Raw genomic sequence first — 21,525 nt, 5'->3', positions numbered from 1 at the left:
TTTTATCAAAATGAAATTACTGCTTCGAACATAAGTCCTTTAAAGCTTCCGCCGAAAAGATCGTTTGGAGTTGCTCCGTTAAACTGAGCGAAGTTTTTATAATTTTGATCTACATATTCTAATTTTGCCAAAACGTTTCTGGTCATAAACCATCCTGCAGCAGCCTCAAACCTGTTTATTTGAATTGCTTTAGCATTTGCATTAGCTAATTTTCCGTCAACTAAATTGTATTTTCCACCCACATAAAATCTTTCATTTTCTCCGAAACGATAAACTAAATCACCAACATATTGATTTACTTTACGAGTGTCATCAGTTCCTTTGTAATCTCCTCCAGAAGTAAATTCTAACGTTCCAAAAAACTCAAGACCTCTATATTTGATAAATGGGTTTACCATATATGATGTTGCCCAGTTTCCGTATCCGGGATTAAACCTTCCAGTGTCTTTATTAGCCGTTGGATCAAAGTTGTTTGCAACAGTGCTAATAGGTGTTCCGGTAGCCGGATCGATAATATTGTAATCAGAATGACTCATTACGCCATAAAAACGGCTTCCTGCTCTATCAGAAGAATATAAATTTCCGCTAGAATTTGCTGTATGATAATAAGAACCTGTTAATCTAATTCTCAAATCGTCGTTGATTTGTTTATCCCAGCCTAATTTTGCAAGAATAGAAGGGCTTATGGTTGTATTATTATCTGGTTTTGCTGCTGTAGGATTTGCCGCTACAACTTCCTGAACATTTTGATTTAATTTAGAATTTGTTACTCCAATCATGCTTACAAAGCCTGATCTGTTATAATAAACTTCAGCTCCCATTTCTGTAATGAACGCATCCATTATATTATTCCCAACAAACGGATTCATAAACGCATTTCCGTTATCAGATCTTCTAAAATGTGCATCACCGTAGTTGTTTTCCATTTGACCAATTTTGATCGTTGTATACTGCATGAAATCAGCAAGGAAATCTTTTTTAATGAAATCAAGTTTGTCAATTTGCAAATAACCTCCTTTTACCCAAGTTTCGTTGTGGTGTCTGGAAGCCAGATATACATCTAAGTTTACACGTACACCATCATATAATTGAGCTCCAATCGTGAAATTTGCATTTGGTAAATTGAAATTATTCTCTAAATTATTTAATCTGTAACCTGGCGCCGTGGCTAAGTTTTTTTGATCGTTAAACGAGTTTAAAGCTTGAAATTGAAGTGCAAAAGCGGCTCCCATATCGACACTTAATCCTTTATAAGCAACAGTATCTTTTTTTACATCAAATTGATTAATACCTTTTTGGCTTCGTGGAATCTGGTTTTGAATGTGGCCAAAACTTACCTGAGCATTAACAGCAAACGTGCTGACTAATGTTATACATAGGATATAAATTTTTTTCATGGCGTTTATAAATTAAAGTTTAAATTGAATTTTATGGTTAAATCCTGTCCTGTTCTAATAGTTCCAAGCATGGCAGTTGGCGCTTTCATTCCAAACTCCGCAAAAGTGATTTTGTTAGACCCCTGCATATTTAAACCATCTTTTGTAACAGTTGTTTTTACAGTCGTTTTATAAACTTTACTGACTCCTGCTATGGTGTAAGTTCCTGTCAATTCCCAAGTGGTTTCATTTACTTTTTCGGCAGATTTTAAAACATATTTGATGTTTTTGTTTTTATCTGTTTTTAAAGCTTCGTAAGCCACTTTATCCATGCTTTTTTTCTCGCTTTTCACACTTTCTGCCAATAGAGTAACCGATAGGGATTCTATTTCAGTTAGCTTTGAATTAGCTATTGAAAAGTTGGCTGTTCCGGTTCCAGAAGCTGATTTCATTTCCCAATCGTGCAGCGTTGAAGTTCCTGCAACTGAAAAGGAAGCTTTGTCATCTAAAGAATATGATTTTTGTGCTGTAGCAATTGAAGTAATTCCGAAAAGGGCAATTACAAATGCGAATAATTTTATTTTATTGGTTTTCATTTTTTGTCATGTTTTTATTGTGAAAAATAAGTTAACAAATCGTCCGATTTCTTTTAGTACTAAGAATGCTGTTTTAACTTGTATCAAAGATCTGCCTATATTTCACGGAGATACATGATAAAAATCATTGTTAAAATTTTATTAAAATGGTATTTAAAAACTACAACGTTTTCATTTTTTTGCAAAGCATATTTATAACCCAAAAATGTGATTCAGGATTTTATCAAACACTAATTTTTTAAAAATGTAATTGTGGTTTACAGATCAGAAATCTGATTTATCTGGCTTAACATGATATTGAAAATCACAGTTAAATCTTTACCTGTTTTAACAACACCAAGAGCCGCTTTTGGAGGCGTCATTTCAAAATCTCCAAAAGTAACTTGGTTAGAACCCTGTAGAATAAAAGTTTCATTATCAGCCGTTATTTTTACCTGAGTTTTGTATTCTTTGCTTACACCGGCAATAGTATAAGTCCCGGTTAGAATCCAGGTTGATTCATTTATTTTTTCAGCAGATTTTAAAGCGTATTCAATAGTTTTATGTGTTTCAGTATCTAAGGCTTCATAAGCAACCTGATCCATACTTGATTTGCTGCTTTTTAAACTTTCTGCTAATAAGGTAATTGTAAGGCTGTTTATCGCTGTAAGTTTAGAATCTTTTACCGTTAAGTTGGCGATACCAGTTCCTTCTGTAGATCTCATGGTCCAATCGTGAACTGTAGAAGTTCCCGCAACTTCAAAAGTTGATTTAGTATCTACAACCGTATAAGTTCTTTGCGCGTTTAGCTGTATTGATATTGTTGTGAAAATTGCTGTTAATAGGATTGATTTAATTGTTTTCATCTTGATAGGTATTTGTTAATTTTAATCAGGAGAGTTCTGTAAGTGGTTGTGAACTGACCTTATTTCTTAGATCAAAATTATCAAGCAGACAGTCGAAATTAAATGATAAAAATCATAGCCAAACTTTAATTAAATCATTATAGTAAGGGTTTAAGAGCTAAATTGAGTTGGGATTTTGCATAAAATTCAAGAAAGTATAAACGAAGAATGCATCTAAAAATCGAAAAAAAGGACAAAAGTGATTAACTTTGCAGCATGCAAATCGAGAAAAAAGACATAAGAGCCTTATCAAAAGATCAGTTACGAGATTTTTTTGTCGCAAATAATGACAAAGCTTTCCGTGGAAATCAAGTGTATGAATGGCTTTGGAGCAAAGGAGCACACAGTTTTGAGGATATGACGAATGTTGCCAAAACAACACGTTCTATGCTCGAAGAAAATTTTGTTATCAATCATATTAAGGTTGATACCATGCAGAGAAGCAGCGACGGAACAGTAAAAAATGCGGTCCGCCTGCACGACGGATTAGTAGTAGAATCTGTTTTAATTCCAACAGAAACCAGAACAACAGCTTGTGTTTCAAGTCAGGTTGGGTGTAGTTTAGATTGTAATTTCTGTGCAACTGCACGTTTAAAAAGAATGCGAAACCTGGAGCCAGGAGAAATCTACGATCAGATTTTAGCAATTGATAAAGAAAGCCGTTTGTATCACAATCATCCGCTTTCGAATATTGTTTTTATGGGAATGGGCGAACCTTTAATGAATTATAATAATGTCATTAAGGCGATCGATATGGTTACATCTCCGGAAGGATTAGGAATGTCTCCAAAGCGTATTATGCTTTCGACATCAGGAATTCCGAAGATGATCAAGAAAATGGCCGATGACGATGTAAAGTTCAAACTGGCAGTTTCACTTCATTCGGCAATTGATGAAATTCGCGCTAAGATTATGCCTTTCAGCAAAAACTTTCCTTTGAAAGATTTACGAGAAGCATTAGAATATTGGTACAGAAAAACCAAAAGCAAAATTTCATACGAATATGTAGTTTGGAAAGGAATCAACGATGATAAAGCTTCGGTTGATGCCTTGGTAAAATTCTGTAAATATGTGCCATGTAAAGTCAATTTAATTGAATATAATCCAATTGACGACGGAGAATTTCAACAAGCTTCAGAAGAATCTATTTTGGCGTATATAAAAGCATTAGAAAATATTGGAGTTGTTGTAAAAGTACGTCGCAGCCGTGGAAAAGATATTGATGCTGCCTGTGGACAATTAGCAAATAAAGAAGCGGATGCCGTATAGTCCCTACGGGACAAAAGCGATATCGCGTAAATGTTGCCTACCGATATATAATCTCTCCGAGATATACTCCGTTAAGAGTTGCAAATAGGTAGCTAGTCCCTACGGGACAAAAGCAATATCGGGCAATGTTTTGTCTGCCGATATTTAATCTCTCCGAGATATTCCAATAGAGTTGGTAAAGATATACTCCGTTAGGAGTTACAGATCGGTAGAAAAATTATGATTAAAATGTAGAGAATGTCCCGTAGGGACTACATGTAAATGTAAAGTTTATGATGTTAAAAAAAGCATTAAAAACGAGGGTGAATCTTGTTTTTAATGCTTTTTTTGTGGGCAAAAAGGGATCTTATTTTTTCAAATCAATTTCTTCTGTTACGCCGTCTTTTGTTACAGAAGCCAGAGTATCGCAATCTCCATTGCCATAATCAATGGTAGCCAAAGCTCCATTTTTAGTAATTTCAACAACTCCTTTTACAGCAAATGGTTTTCTGCATGAAGCTTTAAATTCCAGAGGAGTCGTAATTTCTGCAGCGTAAGTATCTCCGTTTGGTAAAGTTGTGGTACCGCTTCCGGTCACGACAAAAACATTATCTTCCCAATTGAACCAAGTGTTATAACCCGCGGTCATTTCTTTTACTAAAGAACCTTTTCTGATATAAACCTTTCCGTCATCAAAAGTAATAGTCAAATCAATTGCCGCGGTCAAAACCGGATGCGCTTCTGCCATTAAATCAGTTGATTTTACAGTTCTAATAATGCTTTTGCTTCCCTGAAGTAGTTTACCATTATGATAAAATCCTTCAAACGTATAACTGATCGTTTGTGTAGAAGCAGAAAAATCATTAGAAAACGAAACCACCATTTTTCCTTTTACCGTATTTCCGTTATCAAGCGTACAGCCGTCAACGCCAAAGTCTATTGTTTTTGTAAAAGTATTATTCGTTAAAACTGTTGTAATAACAGCACATTCAGGTAAAAAGTGTTTTATGTTTCCAGAAGGTTTGCTGTTAATGTTTACCTGAGAGATAAACTGATCTTCAGCAATATTCGTAACATCTTCAATAGAGGCGTCTATTTTAGAATTTGCAATTATCTCGTCGTTAGTAATAGCCTTGCTAGTTCCGTCATTTGTGTTTTCATCAGAATTACAACTTGTAAATAATGATAAAGCGATACAGGTTCCAATTAATAAAAATTTTGTTTTCATAATAAATAGTTTTTTTGGTTTTACTTTTCAATGAATTCAAATTAGTTATTAGATTGAGGTGTTTTTGGATTGCTTTTTTTAAATTAGTGCATATTTATAGATATACTAACATAAAATAGACAACGTTTTTTTATTTAAAATAGTATATTTGAAATCGAAATGAATATTACTTCACAAATAAAACAGCCTATTATTACCGAGATGGAACTTTTTGAAAAAAAGTTTCACGAATCGATGACTTCAAAGGTTGCGTTACTAAACAGAATCACCTATTATATTGTAAACCGAAAAGGAAAACAAATGCGTCCGATGTTTGTTTTTCTGACTGCAAAAATGGTTTCCGGCGGAATCGTAAACGAAAGAACCTATCGAGGCGCTTCGGTTATTGAATTAATTCATACGGCAACTTTGGTTCATGATGATGTGGTGGACGACAGTAATCGCCGCCGCGGATTTTTCTCTATAAATGCACTTTGGAAAAATAAAATAGCCGTTTTAGTTGGAGATTATTTACTTTCAAAAGGATTACTGCTTTCTATCGATAACGGAGATTTTGATTTACTTCGAATCATTTCTGTAGCCGTTCGCGAAATGAGCGAAGGTGAATTACTTCAAATAGAAAAAGCCCGCAGACTCGATATCACCGAAGATGTTTATTACGAAATTATCCGAAAAAAGACTGCAACACTTATTGCGGCTTGTTGTGCACTTGGTGCAAAATCGGTAATTGAAGATGATATTCAGGTGGAGAATATGCGAAAGTTTGGAGAGCTTATTGGAATGGCATTTCAAATTAAAGACGACTTATTCGATTACAGTGAAGAAGCCATCGGAAAACCAACCGGAATCGATATTAAAGAGCAAAAAATGACTTTGCCTTTAATTCATGTTTTAAATACTTGTACTCCGCAAGAAAAAAAGTGGTTGATAAACTCCATCAAGAACCACAACAAAGACAAAAAACGCGTAAAAGAAGTTATTGCCTTTGTAAAAGATAATAATGGTTTGGCTTACGCCGAAAACAAAATGGTACAATTTCAGCAGGAAGCACTTTCCCTTTTAGACAATTACCCGGATTCTGAATTCAAAGCGGCACTTACCTTAATGGTAAATTACGTTATTGAGAGAAAGAAATAGTTTCTTTAATTAGATAATCAGAAAATTTATCAATTAGATAATTGGTTTACTTTGTTGTAAATCAGTTGTGTATTTCTGCGTGTTTGGAATTTGGAATTTAAAAATTGATTTTTTTTTACCTCCCATGCAACCATTTCAAATCCACATGCGTCTATGCTAATAGAAGTCTGTTTCTAAAACCAAAAACCGAAAAGCTTATTAATGAAAATTATTCATTTACATCAAGAAGAAACTAAAATCATAAAACTTGCTGTCGAAAATAATCGACAAGCACAGCAGCAGATTTACAGTAAGTTTTCTTCGAAAATGTTAAGTGTCTGCCGACAATATATAAAAGATATTCAACTGGCAGAAGATGTAATGATAACAGCTTTCATGAAAGTATTTACGAATCTAAAAAACTTTGAACATAAAGGAAGTTTTGAAGGTTGGATTCGCCGAATTATGGTTAACGAATGTATTTCTTATTTAAGAGTTCAGAAAAAAGTAAAATTTGCCGAAGATGAATTTTTTGTCGAAGAAAGTTTCAACGAAATCGACAGTCAGTTTACAGTTGATCAAATTCAGTTTTTAATTGATGCTCTGCCGGATGGTTATAAAATGATTTTCAATTTATATGCCATCGAAGGATATAAACATAATGAAATTGCCAAGATGTTAGGAATTAATGAAGGAACATCGAAATCGCAATTATCGCACGCCAGGAAAATGCTGCAAACACAAATTACTATTCTAAAAAAACAAGATAATGGAACCGAATAATTTTGAAAAGGATTTCCGTGAAAAACTAAATCAACGCAAAATTGAGCCAAGCGAAAAAGCCTGGGACCGATTAGATGCGATGTTGAGTGTTGCAGAAGAAACTAAAAAACCAAAGAAATATAGAAAATGGTTGTATATCGCTGCCAGTATTGTTGGGTTTTTGCTGGTTGGGACTTTCTTTTTCAATCAAAAGAAAGACACAATTGAAACACCTAAAACTGTTGTAATCGAAGAAAATACTAAAAAAGATTCTGCGATTAAACCAATTATAAACAAAGTTGAATCCGTTCAAACTGAAACTGTAATTGCCGAAAAATCTCCAACAGAAACTCTAACACAAAAAGCAAATAAACAAGAAAATAACTTTAATCAAACACCAAATAAAACCATTAAAAATGAATCAAATCAAATAGCGGAGTCTTCAGTCATCATCAAAGACAATCAAGAAAAACAATCAAATACAAACTCGGTCGTAGTTACCGAAAATCCTAAAAAAGAGAATACAGATCAATTACTAGAAACGGCAGAAAAAACCGTTTTAGCTCAAAGTTCAGTAAAAAAATCAAAAGTAAAAATCAATGCTTCTGATTTACTGAATCAGGTCGATGGCGAATTAGAACTTTCGTTTAGAGAAAAAGTAATTACAAAAGTCAATAAAAACTACCAAACAGTAAAAGTGGCTTTAGCAAATAGAAATCAACAGGAGAAAGAATAAAGAGTATAGAATAAAGAGCATAGAATAAAGAATAAAGAAGCAAGAATAAAGAAGCAAGAATAAAGATTTTCAGTTCCGGAGGAACGATTCATATTGTAGCGTCGGGTTTCAACCCGATGGAGAATAAAAATCAAATCATTAACAATCAACAATTAATAATCATCATCAATCAATCATGAAAAATTTTACCATTTACCTCGTAATCCTCGTTTTCTTATTCGTAAGCAAAGTTCTGGGACAAGAAACCTTTGAATCAAGAGCAAAGCAAATTGCCAATAAAATTGAAAAGATTACCAAAGAAGAAAAAGAAACTTTAAAACAAGAAATTGAAGCAGTAAATGTTCAATTATCAGAAGGAAAAATTACGCAAGAGCAAGCTGATAAGCGCAAAAGAGAATTAGCAGAAGCCCGTGCCGTAATTATAGAAGAAAAAGTGACTTTGGCACAAAACGAACTAAACGATTTGGTTCAGCAAAAAGTCGATGGAAAAATCAAAGAAGATTCTTCTAAAGTCTACATGATTCGATGGAAGTCTAACAGACATGACAAAGATTCTATTCACGGTGAAAAAAGAACAACATCACAGTTTGTATTTGCAATGGGTTTAAACAACACCATGGTCGACGGAAAGCTACAGGATTCAAATTATCGTTTTATGGGTTCACATTTTTACGAATGGGGTTTTACGTATAACTCAAGATTAATGAAAAATGATAATCTGCTTCATGCAAAATACGGACTTTCGTTAATGTATAATAATATTCGTCCAACAGATAACAGAAGCTTTGTGGTAGACGGAGATCAAACCAATTTGGTAGAAAATCCGGTTCATTTAACAGAATCTCGTTTTAGAAACGTGTATTTAGTGGCTCCGGTTCACTTAGAATTTGATTTTACAAAAGCAGGTGAAAACAACGGAAAAAAATATTTCAAAACCCACAAAAGTTTCCGTTTTGGAGTAGGAGGTTACGCCGGAATCAACGTAAAATCAAAACAAATTTTAAAATTTGAAGAAGACGATTTGAAGTATAAAACAACAATTAAAGGCGATTATAATGTAAATAATTTTATTTATGGTTTGAGTTCTTACATTGGTTACAGAGAATTGAGTTTGTATTTTAAATATGATTTAAATCCCATATTTCAGGATAATTTAACCAAAGAAAATAATGTTTCTTTAGGATTGCGTCTTGATTTGAATTGAGAATAAAGTTTGAGTTTAGTTAGTAGAAAAAGTGCTTCGAAGAGGCACTTTTTTTATTTTAAATTCTAAAAATTCAAGATTGATTTATGTACTTTTACAAGCTATAATTTTTAAAAAATAAATTACGTTTTGATTTCACAAAGTACAATAGATTCTGTTTTTGAAACTGCTCGCGTTGAGGAGGTTATTGGTGATTTTGTCAATTTAAAGCGAGCAGGAAGTAACTATAAAGGTTTGAGTCCGTTTTCAGACGAGCGCTCGCCTTCGTTTATGGTTTCGCCTGCAAAAGGAATCTGGAAAGATTTTAGTTCCGGAAAAGGCGGAAATTCAGTTGCTTTTTTGATGGAACACTCGCATTTTACCTATCCTGAAGCCATTCGGTATTTAGCCAAAAAATATAATATTGAAATCGAAGAAACCGAACAAACAGATGCTGAAAAGGCAATGACGGATGTTCGTGAAAGTATGTATCTGGTTTCAGAATTTGCTGCAAAGTATTTTGAAGATGTTATGGTTAATACCGAAGAAGGAAAAGCCATTGGTTTATCTTATTTTAAAGAAAGAGGATTTACTGCCGAAACAATCAAAAAATTTAATTTAGGATATTCACCGGAAACCTGGGATGCATTGACTAAAGAAGCACTAGGAAAAGGCTATAAATTAGAATTTCTGGAAAGTACAGGTTTGACAATTGCCAGAGAAGACCGTCCTTTTGACCGTTTTAAAGGTCGTGTAATGTTCCCGATTCACAGTATGTCGGGGCGTGTTTTAGGTTTTGGAGGACGTATTTTAACCAACGATAAAAAAGCAGCAAAATACCTGAATTCGCCCGAAAGTGATATTTACCATAAAAGTAAAGTCCTATACGGAATTTATCAGGCAAAGCAGTCAATTGCAAAACTAAATAATTGTTATTTGGTAGAAGGTTATACGGATGTTATTCAGTTTAATCAAGCAGGAATTGAAAATGTTGTAGCTTCTTCAGGAACAGCTTTAACGCCAGATCAAATCCGATTAGTGAATCGTTTGACGAAAAATATTACGGTACTTTTTGACGGCGATGCTGCCGGATTACGAGCTTCTATTCGAGGAATCGATTTGATTTTGGAAGAAGGCATGAATGTCAGGGTTTGTACTTTTCCTGATGGAGATGATCCTGATAGTTTTGCCCGCAAAAACTCCCACGACGCTTTAGTTGCTTATTTAGAAGAAAACAGTAAAGATTTTATACAGTTTAAAGCTTCCATCCTGATGAATGAAGCGAAAAACGACCCAATCAAAAAAGCAGACTTGATTCGTGATATGGTCACTAGTATTTCTAAAATACCAGACCGTATTCAGCGTGAAGTATACATTCAGGAATGTGCCCGAATCATGGATATCTCGGAGCAGGTTTTGGTAAGTACGCTGGCGCAGTTAATTCAAAAAGATCTTGCAGACGCTAATAAAAAACAAAAGCAGGAACAAAAACCTTTTGATGTTGTTAGAAATCAGCCTTCAAAAAATGCCAATTATTCTGGAGGAGATCCAGAAGATCCAAGAAACGGACCGCCGGATGATTATCCGGGCGATTTTGGGTATCCGGCAGAACAGGAGAAAGTAGATATTTTATACGGTTTTGAAAGAAAAATTATTGAAATATTATTGCTTTACGGAAGTGTAGAAGAAGATTTTGAAGATGTTTTCCTGAAAGCAGATGAAGAAGGAAATGTTAAAGAAATTAGTGAAAAAAGAAGGTATAGAGTTTACGAAAAAGTTTATTTGAGTCTTCAGGAAGATGAGGTAGAACTTTCAAACACATTATTTCAAAATATTTACACTAATATTATTGAATTCTATAATCAAAATGAGGCTTTTAGTCTTGATAAATATTTGATGCACTTACAACCTGATTTTGCGCAGGAAGTGACCAATATTTTAATGGAAGATGAAAAAGTAAACATTCACAATTGGGAAGGACAGAATATTTTTCCGAAACATAAAAACGAAACCATCGAACAAAACGTTTCAGAAACTATATTTTCTATGAGATGGTTTTTGGTTTCAAAACTTATTCATGAATTAAAAAATTCACTTATTTCTGATCCGCAGGAAGATAATTCAGAATTGTTGATGATGGTAGTAGATTATTCTAAATTATTGAATAATTTTTCTAAAAAGCTGGGAAGGGTAGTAGTTCCATACCATGGTGGATAAAAATCAAAAAGCTCTATAGTGATAAACAATATAGAGCTTTTTTTATGGTCGATGATTCTGGCCTAAGCGAATCAGGATACCATCAAATTAAATAATTTCTAAAGTCTTAGCCTTGTTTACTAAGTCTACTAAATTAGTAACGTTTAATTTAGTTAATAATCTTAGTTTGTAAGTACTGATCGTTTTCTCGTTCAGATTTAAGATTTTAGAAATCTCATTGTTTTTCTTACCATCACTTAAATAACGTAAAACCTCGATTTCACGGTTAGAAAGTTTTCTGTACAAACGTTCGCTCTTGCTTTGTTTAGCAATAAGGGCCATGTTTTTGCGAACTGTTTCGTTGATGATAATTTTTCCTTCATGTACTTTAATAATAGAAAGACCTAAAGTTTCAAGTTTTTCTGTTTTGTGTACATACCCGGATACTCCTGCTTTAATAGCATTTGGAGCATACATTTGCTCAGCTAGGTCACTGAAAATTACAATTTTTGTCTTCGGGAAATTTTTCAAGATTGATTTAACTTCGAAGATACTTGAAAGTCCTTCTAATTCTAGATCTAAGATTAGGATGTCGATTTCCTTCGTTTGAAGAATATCTCTAACCATTGAAAAATTGCCTACGTTGGCAACAATTGAAATTTGATCGTGGTCTTTGAAATAAGACTTAACGCCAAAGTGAGTCACAGGATGATTGTCTGCAAGACATACTTTAATCATAATTTTACCTTTTTAGAATTGTTATCATGTTTTTGGAATTGTAAAATTAATAAATAAATTCTGTAATTAATTGTTGACAAATGTTAAAAATTTTATTTTAACGTTTTTGGGATCAAACAAACTGGTATTGCATCCATTTTATGCTTGTTGCTGGTGTTTAATCTTTTATAAATTTCAAAGACAGATTTTTCTCTCCCATTGAAGTCATCTGCCGATTTTCCTGACTCCGCGGCGATCATCGCCCATTCCAGTTCATCATAACTTGCTCCTAATTGATCTTCATCTGTTCTGTTATCTCCAAAAAGTCCATCAGTTGGAGCAGCTGTTAAAATTGAATTTGGAATAGTTAAAAATTCACCTAAAGCATAAACATCTGACTTCATTAAGTCAGCAATTGGGCTTAGGTCAACACCACCGTCACCATACTTTGTGTAGAATCCTACACCAAAATCTTCTACCTTATTCCCTGTTCCGGCCACTAAAAGCCCGTGAATACCAGCTAAATAGTATAAAGAAGTCATTCTTAAACGCGCTCTTGTGTTGGCTAATGATAAATTAACTTTTGTTGAATCTTTTGAAGTTGGTACAGACGCCTTAAACGCCTCAAAAGTGTCAGTTAAATCTGTTTTTACACTCGAAACGTTTGGAAAACGTTTTTTTAACTGATCAATATGTTCTCTTCCTCTTGATACCTGACTTTCAGCCTGATGAATCGGCATTTCTACGCATAAAACTTGCAAACCGGTCTGCGCACATAGCGTAGAGGTCACTGCAGAGTCAACTCCGCCTGAGATTCCGATTACAAATCCGTTGACTTTTGCATTAGCAGCATAATTTTTTAACCATTCAACAATATGGGTATTTACTTTTTCTGTTTGAATTGTGCTTTTTTTAGCCATAATAGTTCAAGTTTTAAGATGGAGGGATGTATATTTGCAGAATTATTTTTTAAGTAGAAAAGTACTTAAAATCCAGCAACACAAATCTAAATAAAATAAAATGAAAATTTATCGCTTTGTAGTGGTTCTGTGCTTGTTTTTTTTGTCTTGTGACCAAAAAACAAAGGTTGAAAAAGAGGTCGAAGAAATTCCGGTAGATATAAAAGTAGAACGTTTTGATAAAGCGTTTTTTGAAACTAAACCAGAGGATCTTGCCAAACTAAAAAAACAATATCCATACTTTTTTCCCGGGAACGATGATAACGTCTGGCTTCAAAAAATGAAAGAGCCAATTTGGAGAGAAGTTTACGAAGAGGTACAAAAAAAATACAGCAATTTTGAACCTGTCCGCGAAGAATTCAATGAGCTTTTTAAACATGTAAAATATTATTTCCCTAAAACCAAAACGCCAAAAGTTGTTACTGTAATAGGTGAAATGGATTATAATGCAAAAGCAATTTATGCAGACAGCTTAGTTGTGGTTGCTTTAGAACTTTATTTAGGTAAGGATCATAAATTTTATGAGTTTCCGGCCTATTTAAAATACAATTTTGAAGAAAAGCAAATTATGCCCGATGTAGTTTCGAGTTTTACCTACCGAAACATTCCGGCTTATCCTGATAAAAATTTAGTTTCTCAAATGATTTTTGAAGGGAAACAATTGTATGCAAAAGATTTGCTTCTGCCTAATTATACAGATGCAGAAAAAATGGGTTACACAGCCGAACAAATAAAATGGTGTGAAGAAAATGAAAGCTATATGTGGCGTTATTTTCTTGAAAGCGAAATGTTGTACAGTTTAGATCCTAAATTAACAACACGATTTATAGCACCGGCTCCATTTTCTAAATTCTATTTAGAAATTGACAATGATTCTCCGGGAAGAGTCGGAGCGTGGATAGGCTGGCAGATTGTTCGTTCCTATATGAAAAACAACAATGTGTCGCTATCAGAATTATTAAAAGTGAATGCAAAAGAAATTTTCGAAAAGTCAAAATATAAACCTAAGAAATAATGTCAAATACAATACAATCAGAAATTAAATTCAACGTCGAGTTAGACGAAAACCGTGTTCCGGAAAAATTAACCTGGAGCGCACAAGACGGCGGTGTTCAAGCCGAAGAAGCAAAAGCAATAATGTTGTCAATTTGGGACAGTAAAGCAAAAGAAACAATGCGTATTGACCTATGGACAAAAGATATGCCGGTAGATGAAATGAAAATTTTCTTTCACCAGACTTTAGTAGCAATGGCAGATACTTTTAAACGCGCCACAGACGACGAAAAAATGTCAGATACAATGAAAGATTTCTGTGATTACTTTGCAGAGAAACTGGAATTGACAAAGTAGTTTTAAATTCCAATAAAAAAATCCCAAATCCCAAATTCCAATTTTACAGGTTAGAGTTTGGGATTTTTTATATTTTAAAATTTAATCTTTTTATTGGGATTTGGAATTTAAAAAATTGGAATTTAATTTTTTAAATCGAATCTAAAAATCCACTATTGCTTTTAAAGACCTCCTGATTTACTTCATCTATATAAGTCAAAAGTTCTTCTTTCCCAATAGATTCTGTAGATGAGGTAACGAAATAATGCGGCATTTCGGCCCAATTGTTAGCATACATTTGTTTTTTGTAAGCCGCAATATGTGAATCAATTTTTACTTTACTGATTTTATCGGCTTTGGTGAAAATAATGCAAAACGGAATTTCGCTTTCTCCCATGTAAGACATAAATTCAATGTCAATTTTTTGAGCTTCATGACGAATATCAATCAAAACAAATGCACAGACTAACTGCTCTCTGTTTTCAAAATAATCCGTAATAAACTGCTGGAAAATTGATTTTGTTTTTTTTGAAACTTTAGCATAACCATAACCCGGTAAATCGACTAAAAACCAATTGTTATTGATTTTAAAGTGATTTATCAGCTGTGTTTTTCCTGGTCGTCCAGATGTCTTTGCTAAATTTTTATGATTGGTAATCATGTTAATCAAAGATGATTTACCAACGTTTGATCTGCCTATAAATGCATATTCCGGCAGAAAATCTTTCGGGCATTTTGATGCATCAGAATTACTGATGATAAATTCGGCGGTATTAATTTTCATATTCTTGTTTTTTAAAACCTCCTTAAAATCGAAAGTTAGAGGCTATAATTTCTGCTCAGTAAGCCATTTTTCAAGAATTTCATTAAATTCCTGAGGATGTTCCATCATAGCTGCGTGTCCACATTTGTCAATCCAATATAAAGTTGAATTTGGCAATAATTTATCAAATTCTTCGGCAACATTTGGCGGCGTTACAGAGTCATTTTTACCCCAAATAATACAGGTTTCAACTGTCATTTTTGGTAAATCTTTAGCCATATTATGACGAATAGCGCTCTTTGCAATCGTTAAAGTTTTAATCAGTTTGATACGATCGTTAGCCGTTGCATATACTTCATCAATAAGTTCAGGAGTAGCAATTTTTGGGTCATAAAATACATCTTCAGCTTTCTTCTTGATGTATTCATAATCACCTCTTCTAGGATAACTGTCTCCCATTGCACTTTCGTAAAGTCCAGAACTTCCGGTAATTACAAGTCCGGCTACTTTTTCAGGATATAATTTTGTGTGGTAGAGTGCAATATGACCTCCCAATGAATTTCCTAATAAAATAACCTTGTCAAAACCTTTAAAAGTGATGAAATCCTTAACGTATTTAGCAAAGCTTTTTACATTCGTTTTTAAAATGCTTTGTGTGTATATTGGCAAATCAGGGATAACAACTTTGTATCCTTTTGTTGGGAAATATTCTGCTACACCATCAAAGTTACTAAGGCCTCCCATTAACCCGTGTAAAATTACAATAGGGGTTCCTTCGCCAGCTTCAAAATAGCTGTATTTGCCTTCTTTTTTGTAGTTTTTGTCCATCTAGTTTAATGCCAATTTCAATTTCGACAAATATAGGGTTTAATAAATAAAAATGAATTTTTGCTGCCATTTTTTAACTACATAATTTTAGTCGAATATATAAGTGTTTAAAAATCAGCTTTTAGACTGTGTTTCGTGATATTACGGAATTGTTAAAATCATTGCATTATAATTACTTTTTTAAGAGAAAGACTATTTATTTTTTTTAATTGTTAAAAGATTCAATTCTTAAACTGATTAATATCTAAAGTGTTGATTTGATAATAATTAAGTGAAGTGGTAGAAATGTGGTTAAACTTATTAACAAAGTGGTATTTAGTGGTAATATGTGGTAATTTTTTTTATATTTTTGCTGTATAACATGTTAAGTGGATTTTCTTGAACACAATTGTAGGAACATATGAGTGTAAAGTCGATGCTAAAGGGAGGTTAATGATACCTGCACCTTTAAAAAAGCAATTGGCTTCTTCTCTTCAGGACGGTTTTGTCTTGAAGCGCTCTGTTTTTCAGCAATGTTTGGAGTTGTATCCAATGGATGAGTGGAATTTGATGATGGCGAAAATTAACAAGTTGAATCGTTTCGTGAAAAAGAACAATGATTTCATTCGCAGATTTACTGCCGGTGTAAAAGTGGTAGAGATTGATGCATTAGGAAGATTGTTAGTCCCAAAAGATTTGGTGACTTTTTCTGGTATTGCTAAAGATGTTGTTTTTTCATCTGCGGTTAATATTGTGGAGATTTGGGATAAAGATTTATACGAAAAATCAATAAGCGGCGAAGATATGGATTTTGCAGATTTAGCCGAAGAAGTAATGGGAAATATTAATGACGACGACAATGGAATATCATAATCCGGTTTTACTTCATCCAACAGTTGATGGTTTAAATATTAAGCCAGACGGCATTTACGTAGATGTAACGTTTGGGGGCGGAGGTCACTCAAAAGAAATTTTGAGACGTTTAGGGCCAAACGGAAAGCTATTCGCCTTTGATCAGGATGAAGATGCTTTAGCAAATGCCCTGCCGGACGAAAGATTTACTTTAATTAATGAGAATTTCAGATTTATAAAAAGATTTCTTCGTTTTCATGGTGTTAAAAGTGTAGATGGAATTTTAGCAGATTTAGGAGTTTCATCACATCAGTTTGATGTTCCGGAAAGAGGTTTTTCAACCCGATTTGATGCCGAACTGGATATGCGGATGAGTCAGAAAAATGATTTAAATGCTTACCGAGTGGTTAACGAATATGAAGAACAGGATTTACGTCGTGTTTTTTTTGATTATGGGGAGTTGAAAAACGCACCGGTTTTAGCAAGAACTATTGTAGAAGCAAGAAGAGATTATCCAATCAAAACGACAGACGAATTAAAAGATGTTTTGAAGAAATTTTTACCTGAGAAAGTTCGAAACAAAATATTGGCTCAGATTTATCAGGCTATTCGAATTGAAGTAAATCAGGAAATGGACGTTCTAAAAGAATTTATTGAGCAATCGTTAGAGATTTTGAATCCGGGTGGGAGACTTTCAGTAATCTCATACCATTCTTTAGAAGACAGACTGGTAAAAAGATTTATTAAAAACGGAATGTTTGAAGGAGAACCGGAAAGAGATTTTTTCGGAAATTTTTCAGTACCGTTTAAAACAATAGGAAAACTGATTGTTCCGGATGATGAAGAAATCAAAATCAACAACAGAGCAAGAAGTGCAAAATTGAGAATTGCTGAAAAGATATAATATATATAGGTAGAAAAAATGAAAGGTGGAGTATTCAGCATATTAAAAGCAAGGTTTCTGATAAACGATGACGCAGTAAAAAACTGGAGGTTCATAGTTTTTATAATTCTGCTGGCCATTTTGATGATTGCAAATACACAGCGATACGAACAAAAGGTTTTTGAAATCGCAAAACTAAATAATGAAGTAAAAGAATTGAGATCTGAATTTGTAGATCGACGTTCAGAACTGATGAAGTTAAAAATGGAATCGACGATATCAGATAAAATGCTTGAAAAGCAAATTTATCCATCAACAGTTCCTCCAACAAAAATAGAAGTTAAAAAAGAAGAAGAAAAAAGTTTCTTTAAAAGAATATGGCAGTAGACGATAAACATATATCCTACAGAATTTACCTCGTAGCAGTTTTCATCTTTTTGATGGCAATTGCTATTGTTGTTAAATTAACCAATATTCAATGGGTTGAAGGAGATTATTACAGAAAACTGGCTAAACAGCGTACGGTTAGAAATTTTGTAATTCCGGCAAACAAAGGAAATATTTATTCTGCTGACGGAAGTTTACTGGCAACATCAATCCCGAATTATGAAATTCGTTTTGATGCCAAAGCGCCAAAAACAGAAACTTTTGAAAAACATGTAAAAGCATTATCAGATTCTTTAGAAACGATCCTGGATAGGCCATCAGGGTATTATGAAAAAGAATTAAGAAAAGCGAGAGCAAACAAAAACCGTTATTATTTAATTGCCCGCAATTTAAGTTATACCGAATATGTGAAAATTAAAGGTTTTCCATTATTCAATTTAGGCGCTTTTAAAGGCGGAATTATTGTTGAACAGGAAACTGTTAGAAAACATCCGATAGGAAAAATTGCAGAAAGAACAATTGGTTACGATCGTATTGATCCTGCAACCGGAGTTGAAGTTGGAAAAGGGATCGAATGGGCTTTTAAAAGTTATTTGAACGGAAAAGACGGGAAAATCCTAAAACAAAAAATTGCAAAAGGCCAATGGAAACCAATTCGTGATTTAAACGAAGTAGACCCAATTGATGGTTACGATGTGATTTCGACAATAGATGTTTTTATTCAGGATATTGCGCATCACGCATTACTAAAACAACTGGAAGATTATGAAGCAGATCATGGTTGTGTGGTAGTGATGGAAACAGAAACCGGACACGTAAAAGCAATTTCAAATTTAGGAAGAGCAGAAGACGGATCGTATTACGAAACAACAAATTACGCAATTGCAGAATCTCATGAACCGGGATCGACTTTTAAATTAGTTGATTTAATGGCAATTTTAGAAGATAAAGTAGCCGATACAAGTACAGTTTTTGATAGTCACGGAGGTCAGGTTAAATATTACGGACGAGCTGTTAATGATTCGCATAAAGGGGGTTATGGAAAAGTTTCATTAGCACGCGGATTTGAACTTTCGTCAAATACAGTTATGGTTCAGGCGGTTTATGAAAATTACAAAAGTAATCCGTCTAAGTTTGTGAATCATATCAATAGTTACGGATTAAATAAGACATTAGGATTGCATTTTAAAGGAGAAGGAAGACCATATATTCCACAGCCAGGTGACAAACATTGGTCAGGAACTACGCTTCCGTGGATGGCTTTTGGATATAATGTTTCGGTTACGCCAATGCAGACTTTGGCATATTATAATTCAGTTGCCAATAATGGTGTAATGGTAAAACCGCAATTTGTTTCTGAAATTAAAGAATGGAACAAAACCATCAAAAAGTTTGATGTTGAAGTAATAAACCCAAGAGTTTGTTCGCCTGAGACTATTAAAAAACTGAAAGCAGTATTGCTGAATGTGGTTAAAAAAGGAACAGGTTCTAAGTTGTATTCGAAAGATTTTTCGATGGCAGGAAAAACAGGAACGGCTCAGATGAATTATGGAGGAAAAGAAGGAAAATCAGCATTGTATTATGCCTCTTCTTTCGTTGGATATTTTCCGGCAGATCATCCTAAATATTCTTGTATTGTAGTAGTTCATAAACCAAATACATCAAAAAATAATTATTACGGAGCAGATGTTGCAGGGCCGGTTTTTAAAAGAATTGCCCAAAAAATATTTACAGACGCGCCATCAACAAATAAAATTAAACAACTTGATTCTAAAATTGCAAAACAAGAAAGCAGTTACGAGAAGTACGATGTAGAATCAAGAAAAAAATCAAATGCAATTCCTAATTTAAAAGGAATGCCGGGAATGGATGCAGTTGCTTTGCTTGAAAATCTTAACGTAAAAGTTAAAGTAAAAGTAATAGGAGTAGGAAAGGTGAAAAAGCAGTCTATTCAGGCAGGAGAAACTATAAATAAAAATACAACTATAGTATTAGAATTATCGTGAAAATACTAAAAGACATATTATACAAAGTAGCTATCGAATCTGTTGCAGGTTCGACAGAAGTCGGCATCCAGAAAATTGAATTTGATTCCCGAAAAGTAGAATCAAATGATGTTTTTGTTGCCATTCGCGGTTCATTATCTGACGGGCACGATTATATCGAAAAAGCGGTTCAGTTAGGTGCAAAAGCTATTATTTGTGACACACTTCCTCAAAATATTGAGAAAGAAGTAACCTATATTCAGGTAAAAGACACTAATGCAGCATTGGCTTTTATTGCAGCTAATTATTTTGAAGATCCATCTTCAAAACTAAAATTAGTCGGCGTAACAGGAACAAACGGAAAAACAACAATTGCATCATTATTATTTCAATTGTTTCAAAAAGCAGGATTTAAAGTTGGTTTATTATCAACCGTAAAAATCATGGTTGATGATACGGAATATCCTGCAACGCATACAACACCAGATTCAATTACAATCAATCATTATTTAAATGAAATGATCGAAGCTGGAGTAACGCATTGTTTTATGGAAGTAAGTTCACACGGAATCCATCAAAAACGTACAGAAGCTTTGCATTTTGTGGGTGGGATTTTTACGAACCTTTCGCACGATCATTTAGATTATCACGCAACATTTGCTGAATACAGAGATGTAAAAAAATCATTTTTTGATTCACTGCCAAAAACAGCTTTCGCATTATCAAACATTGATGATAAAAACGGAACTGTAATGCTGCAAAATACGGTTGCGAGAAAGTTTACATACGCCCTAAAATCATATGCTGATTTTAAAGCAACAATTTTAGAAAGCCAATTATCTGGTTTATTATTAAAAGTAAACGACAATGAAGTTTGGGTAAAACTAATAGGAACTTTTAATGCATACAATGTTCTGGCGATTTACGGAACTGCAGTTGAGTTAGGTTTGGATAGTTTGGAAGCATTGCGTTTACTGTCTGATTTAGAAAGTGTTTCAGGTCGTTTTCAATACATTGTTACCGATTCAAAAATTACAGCAATTGTAGATTACGCACACACGCCGGATGCTTTAGAAAATGTTCTAAAAACGGTTGATGACATCCGTACAAAAAACGAACAATTGATTACAGTTGTAGGCTGCGGCGGAAACAGAGATAAAACAAAAAGACCAATTATGGCAAAAATTGCGACAGATCTTAGTGATAAAGCAATTTTAACATCAGACAATCCAAGAAACGAAGATCCTGAAGTGATTTTGAATGAAATGGAACAAGGTGTAGAAGCTCATAATTATAAAAAAATATTGAGAATTACGGATAGAAAACAAGCCATTAAAACCGCTTGTCAATTGGCACAGCCAAATGATATTATTCTGATTGCCGGAAAAGGGCATGAAACCTATCAGGAAATAAATGGTGTTCGCCATCATTTTGACGATATGGAAACTGTAAAAGAAATTTTAGACCAACTAGGAAAATAACAAAATGAAAATTCCAAATTCCAAAATCCAATATAAC

At 33.7% G+C, this 21,525-nt stretch carries 21 protein-coding genes; 13 read left to right on the top strand and 8 right to left on the bottom strand.

Annotated elements, in window-relative coordinates:
- Positions 1–5: 5 nt before the first annotated feature.
- The 3 genes from ACODSB_RS19945 to ACODSB_RS19935 all read right to left on the bottom strand — a co-directional run bounded on the left by ACODSB_RS19945 (position 6) and on the right by ACODSB_RS19935 (position 2,817).
- Positions 6–1,397: a hypothetical protein gene (locus ACODSB_RS19945; RefSeq protein WP_488938302.1), complete on the bottom strand. Its 1,392-nt coding sequence runs from the start codon at positions 1,395–1,397 to the stop codon at positions 6–8.
- Between the two features lie 5 nt (positions 1,398–1,402).
- Positions 1,403–1,972, bottom strand: coding sequence for a YceI family protein (locus tag ACODSB_RS19940; RefSeq protein WP_488938301.1), 570 nt, complete (start codon positions 1,970–1,972; stop codon positions 1,403–1,405).
- Between the two features lie 257 nt (positions 1,973–2,229).
- Complete coding sequence (locus ACODSB_RS19935) at positions 2,230–2,817, bottom strand: YceI family protein (RefSeq protein ID WP_488938300.1); 588 nt, start codon at positions 2,815–2,817, stop codon at positions 2,230–2,232.
- Between the two features lie 255 nt (positions 2,818–3,072).
- Here ACODSB_RS19935 and rlmN point away from each other — a divergent pair, with 255 nt between their 5' ends.
- The gene (gene rlmN, locus ACODSB_RS19930) at positions 3,073–4,125 is read left to right on the top strand and encodes a dual-specificity RNA methyltransferase RlmN (RefSeq protein ID WP_053472076.1); all 1,053 of its coding nucleotides are present in this window, start codon (positions 3,073–3,075) and stop codon (positions 4,123–4,125) included.
- A gap of 346 nt (positions 4,126–4,471) precedes the next feature.
- On the opposite strand, the gene ACODSB_RS19925 is transcribed toward rlmN, so the two are convergent.
- Positions 4,472–5,332, bottom strand: a complete 861-nt coding sequence (locus tag ACODSB_RS19925; RefSeq protein WP_488938299.1) for a hypothetical protein — start codon at positions 5,330–5,332, stop codon at positions 4,472–4,474.
- 159 nt (positions 5,333–5,491) lie between these two features.
- On the opposite strand from ACODSB_RS19925, the gene ACODSB_RS19920 reads away from it, so the two are divergent.
- From ACODSB_RS19920 to dnaG, 5 genes are all read left to right on the top strand, one after another.
- Entirely contained in the window at positions 5,492–6,469 is a 978-nt protein-coding gene (locus ACODSB_RS19920) for a polyprenyl synthetase family protein (protein WP_180857437.1), read from the top strand.
- Between the two features lie 201 nt (positions 6,470–6,670).
- Positions 6,671–7,231 carry an RNA polymerase sigma factor gene (locus tag ACODSB_RS19915; protein WP_180857435.1) on the top strand — a complete coding sequence of 187 codons (561 nt, stop codon included), beginning with the start codon at positions 6,671–6,673 and terminating at the stop codon, positions 7,229–7,231.
- The gene (locus ACODSB_RS19910) at positions 7,218–7,946 is read left to right on the top strand and encodes a hypothetical protein (RefSeq protein WP_488938298.1); all 729 of its coding nucleotides are present in this window, start codon (positions 7,218–7,220) and stop codon (positions 7,944–7,946) included. The genes ACODSB_RS19915 and ACODSB_RS19910 overlap by 14 nt, the downstream gene beginning before the upstream one ends.
- Before the next feature lie 175 nt (positions 7,947–8,121).
- Positions 8,122–9,150, top strand: a complete 1,029-nt coding sequence (locus ACODSB_RS19905) for a F0F1 ATP synthase subunit B family protein (RefSeq protein WP_488938297.1) — start codon at positions 8,122–8,124, stop codon at positions 9,148–9,150.
- Between the two features lie 129 nt (positions 9,151–9,279).
- Positions 9,280–11,346, top strand: coding sequence for a DNA primase (gene dnaG, locus ACODSB_RS19900; protein ID WP_180859909.1), 2,067 nt, complete (start codon positions 9,280–9,282; stop codon positions 11,344–11,346).
- Between the two features lie 87 nt (positions 11,347–11,433).
- Here dnaG and ACODSB_RS19895 read toward each other — a convergent pair whose 3' ends face one another.
- Positions 11,434–12,063, bottom strand: a complete 630-nt coding sequence (locus ACODSB_RS19895; protein WP_026730588.1) for a response regulator transcription factor — start codon at positions 12,061–12,063, stop codon at positions 11,434–11,436.
- A gap of 92 nt (positions 12,064–12,155) precedes the next feature.
- A complete protein-coding gene (nadE, locus tag ACODSB_RS19890) occupies positions 12,156–12,962 on the bottom strand; it encodes an NAD(+) synthase (protein WP_488938296.1) in 807 nt (268 codons plus the stop codon).
- A 100-nt stretch (positions 12,963–13,062) separates the two neighbouring features.
- Here nadE and gldB point away from each other — a divergent pair, with 100 nt between their 5' ends.
- A complete protein-coding gene (gldB, locus tag ACODSB_RS19885; RefSeq protein WP_256637022.1) occupies positions 13,063–14,016 on the top strand; it encodes a gliding motility lipoprotein GldB in 954 nt (317 codons plus the stop codon).
- The gene (gene gldC, locus ACODSB_RS19880; RefSeq protein ID WP_053472086.1) at positions 14,016–14,351 is read left to right on the top strand and encodes a gliding motility protein GldC; all 336 of its coding nucleotides are present in this window, start codon (positions 14,016–14,018) and stop codon (positions 14,349–14,351) included. The genes gldB and gldC overlap by 1 nt, the downstream gene beginning before the upstream one ends.
- A gap of 130 nt (positions 14,352–14,481) precedes the next feature.
- Here the strand turns inward: gldC and yihA are convergent, their stop codons facing one another.
- Both yihA and ACODSB_RS19870 read right to left on the bottom strand, forming a co-directional pair.
- Entirely contained in the window at positions 14,482–15,114 is a 633-nt protein-coding gene (gene yihA, locus ACODSB_RS19875; RefSeq protein WP_053472087.1) for a ribosome biogenesis GTP-binding protein YihA/YsxC, read from the bottom strand.
- A 42-nt stretch (positions 15,115–15,156) separates the two neighbouring features.
- Positions 15,157–15,921, bottom strand: coding sequence for an alpha/beta fold hydrolase (locus ACODSB_RS19870; RefSeq protein ID WP_053472088.1), 765 nt, complete (start codon positions 15,919–15,921; stop codon positions 15,157–15,159).
- Between the two features lie 378 nt (positions 15,922–16,299).
- Between ACODSB_RS19870 and ACODSB_RS19865 the strand changes: the two genes are divergently transcribed.
- The 5 genes from ACODSB_RS19865 to ACODSB_RS19845 are packed head-to-tail and all read left to right on the top strand — an operon-like array spanning position 16,300 to position 21,488.
- Positions 16,300–16,773, top strand: a complete 474-nt coding sequence (locus ACODSB_RS19865; RefSeq protein ID WP_053472089.1) for a division/cell wall cluster transcriptional repressor MraZ — start codon at positions 16,300–16,302, stop codon at positions 16,771–16,773.
- Entirely contained in the window at positions 16,748–17,656 is a 909-nt protein-coding gene (rsmH, locus tag ACODSB_RS19860; RefSeq protein WP_256637023.1) for a 16S rRNA (cytosine(1402)-N(4))-methyltransferase RsmH, read from the top strand. The genes ACODSB_RS19865 and rsmH overlap by 26 nt, the downstream gene beginning before the upstream one ends.
- 18 nt (positions 17,657–17,674) lie before the next feature.
- Positions 17,675–18,022 carry an FtsL-like putative cell division protein gene (locus tag ACODSB_RS19855; RefSeq protein ID WP_053472090.1) on the top strand — a complete coding sequence of 116 codons (348 nt, stop codon included), beginning with the start codon at positions 17,675–17,677 and terminating at the stop codon, positions 18,020–18,022.
- On the top strand, positions 18,013–20,028 hold the full coding sequence (locus ACODSB_RS19850; protein WP_488938295.1) for a penicillin-binding transpeptidase domain-containing protein: 2,016 nt from the start codon (positions 18,013–18,015) through the stop codon (positions 20,026–20,028). Before ACODSB_RS19855 ends, ACODSB_RS19850 begins: the two co-directional genes overlap by 10 nt.
- On the top strand, positions 20,025–21,488 hold the full coding sequence (locus tag ACODSB_RS19845) for a UDP-N-acetylmuramoyl-L-alanyl-D-glutamate--2,6-diaminopimelate ligase (protein ID WP_488938294.1): 1,464 nt from the start codon (positions 20,025–20,027) through the stop codon (positions 21,486–21,488). The genes ACODSB_RS19850 and ACODSB_RS19845 overlap by 4 nt, the downstream gene beginning before the upstream one ends.
- The last annotated feature ends 37 nt before the right edge of the window (positions 21,489–21,525 follow it).

It is taken from the genome of Flavobacterium sp. FG68, assembly GCF_057808895.1.
Note: the sequence above shows the minus strand (reverse complement) of the source record. Positions and strands in the feature narration are given on the sequence as shown.

Coding starts and splice junctions, on each gene's coding strand:
- ACODSB_RS19945 (WP_488938302.1), bottom strand. CDS start 1,397: ATGAAAAAAATTTATATCCTATGTATAACATTAGTCAGCACGTTTGCT.
- ACODSB_RS19940 (WP_488938301.1), bottom strand. CDS start 1,972: ATGAAAACCAATAAAATAAAATTATTCGCATTTGTAATTGCCCTTTTC.
- ACODSB_RS19935 (WP_488938300.1), bottom strand. CDS start 2,817: ATGAAAACAATTAAATCAATCCTATTAACAGCAATTTTCACAACAATA.
- rlmN (WP_053472076.1), top strand. CDS start 3,073: ATGCAAATCGAGAAAAAAGACATAAGAGCCTTATCAAAAGATCAGTTA.
- ACODSB_RS19925 (WP_488938299.1), bottom strand. CDS start 5,332: ATGAAAACAAAATTTTTATTAATTGGAACCTGTATCGCTTTATCATTA.
- ACODSB_RS19920 (WP_180857437.1), top strand. CDS start 5,492: ATGAATATTACTTCACAAATAAAACAGCCTATTATTACCGAGATGGAA.
- ACODSB_RS19915 (WP_180857435.1), top strand. CDS start 6,671: ATGAAAATTATTCATTTACATCAAGAAGAAACTAAAATCATAAAACTT.
- ACODSB_RS19910 (WP_488938298.1), top strand. CDS start 7,218: ATGGAACCGAATAATTTTGAAAAGGATTTCCGTGAAAAACTAAATCAA.
- ACODSB_RS19905 (WP_488938297.1), top strand. CDS start 8,122: ATGAAAAATTTTACCATTTACCTCGTAATCCTCGTTTTCTTATTCGTA.
- ACODSB_RS19895 (WP_026730588.1), bottom strand. CDS start 12,063: ATGATTAAAGTATGTCTTGCAGACAATCATCCTGTGACTCACTTTGGC.
- nadE (WP_488938296.1), bottom strand. CDS start 12,962: ATGGCTAAAAAAAGCACAATTCAAACAGAAAAAGTAAATACCCATATT.
- gldB (WP_256637022.1), top strand. CDS start 13,063: ATGAAAATTTATCGCTTTGTAGTGGTTCTGTGCTTGTTTTTTTTGTCT.
- gldC (WP_053472086.1), top strand. CDS start 14,016: ATGTCAAATACAATACAATCAGAAATTAAATTCAACGTCGAGTTAGAC.
- yihA (WP_053472087.1), bottom strand. CDS start 15,114: ATGAAAATTAATACCGCCGAATTTATCATCAGTAATTCTGATGCATCA.
- ACODSB_RS19870 (WP_053472088.1), bottom strand. CDS start 15,921: ATGGACAAAAACTACAAAAAAGAAGGCAAATACAGCTATTTTGAAGCT.
- rsmH (WP_256637023.1), top strand. CDS start 16,748: ATGACGACGACAATGGAATATCATAATCCGGTTTTACTTCATCCAACA.
- ACODSB_RS19855 (WP_053472090.1), top strand. CDS start 17,675: ATGAAAGGTGGAGTATTCAGCATATTAAAAGCAAGGTTTCTGATAAAC.
- ACODSB_RS19850 (WP_488938295.1), top strand. CDS start 18,013: ATGGCAGTAGACGATAAACATATATCCTACAGAATTTACCTCGTAGCA.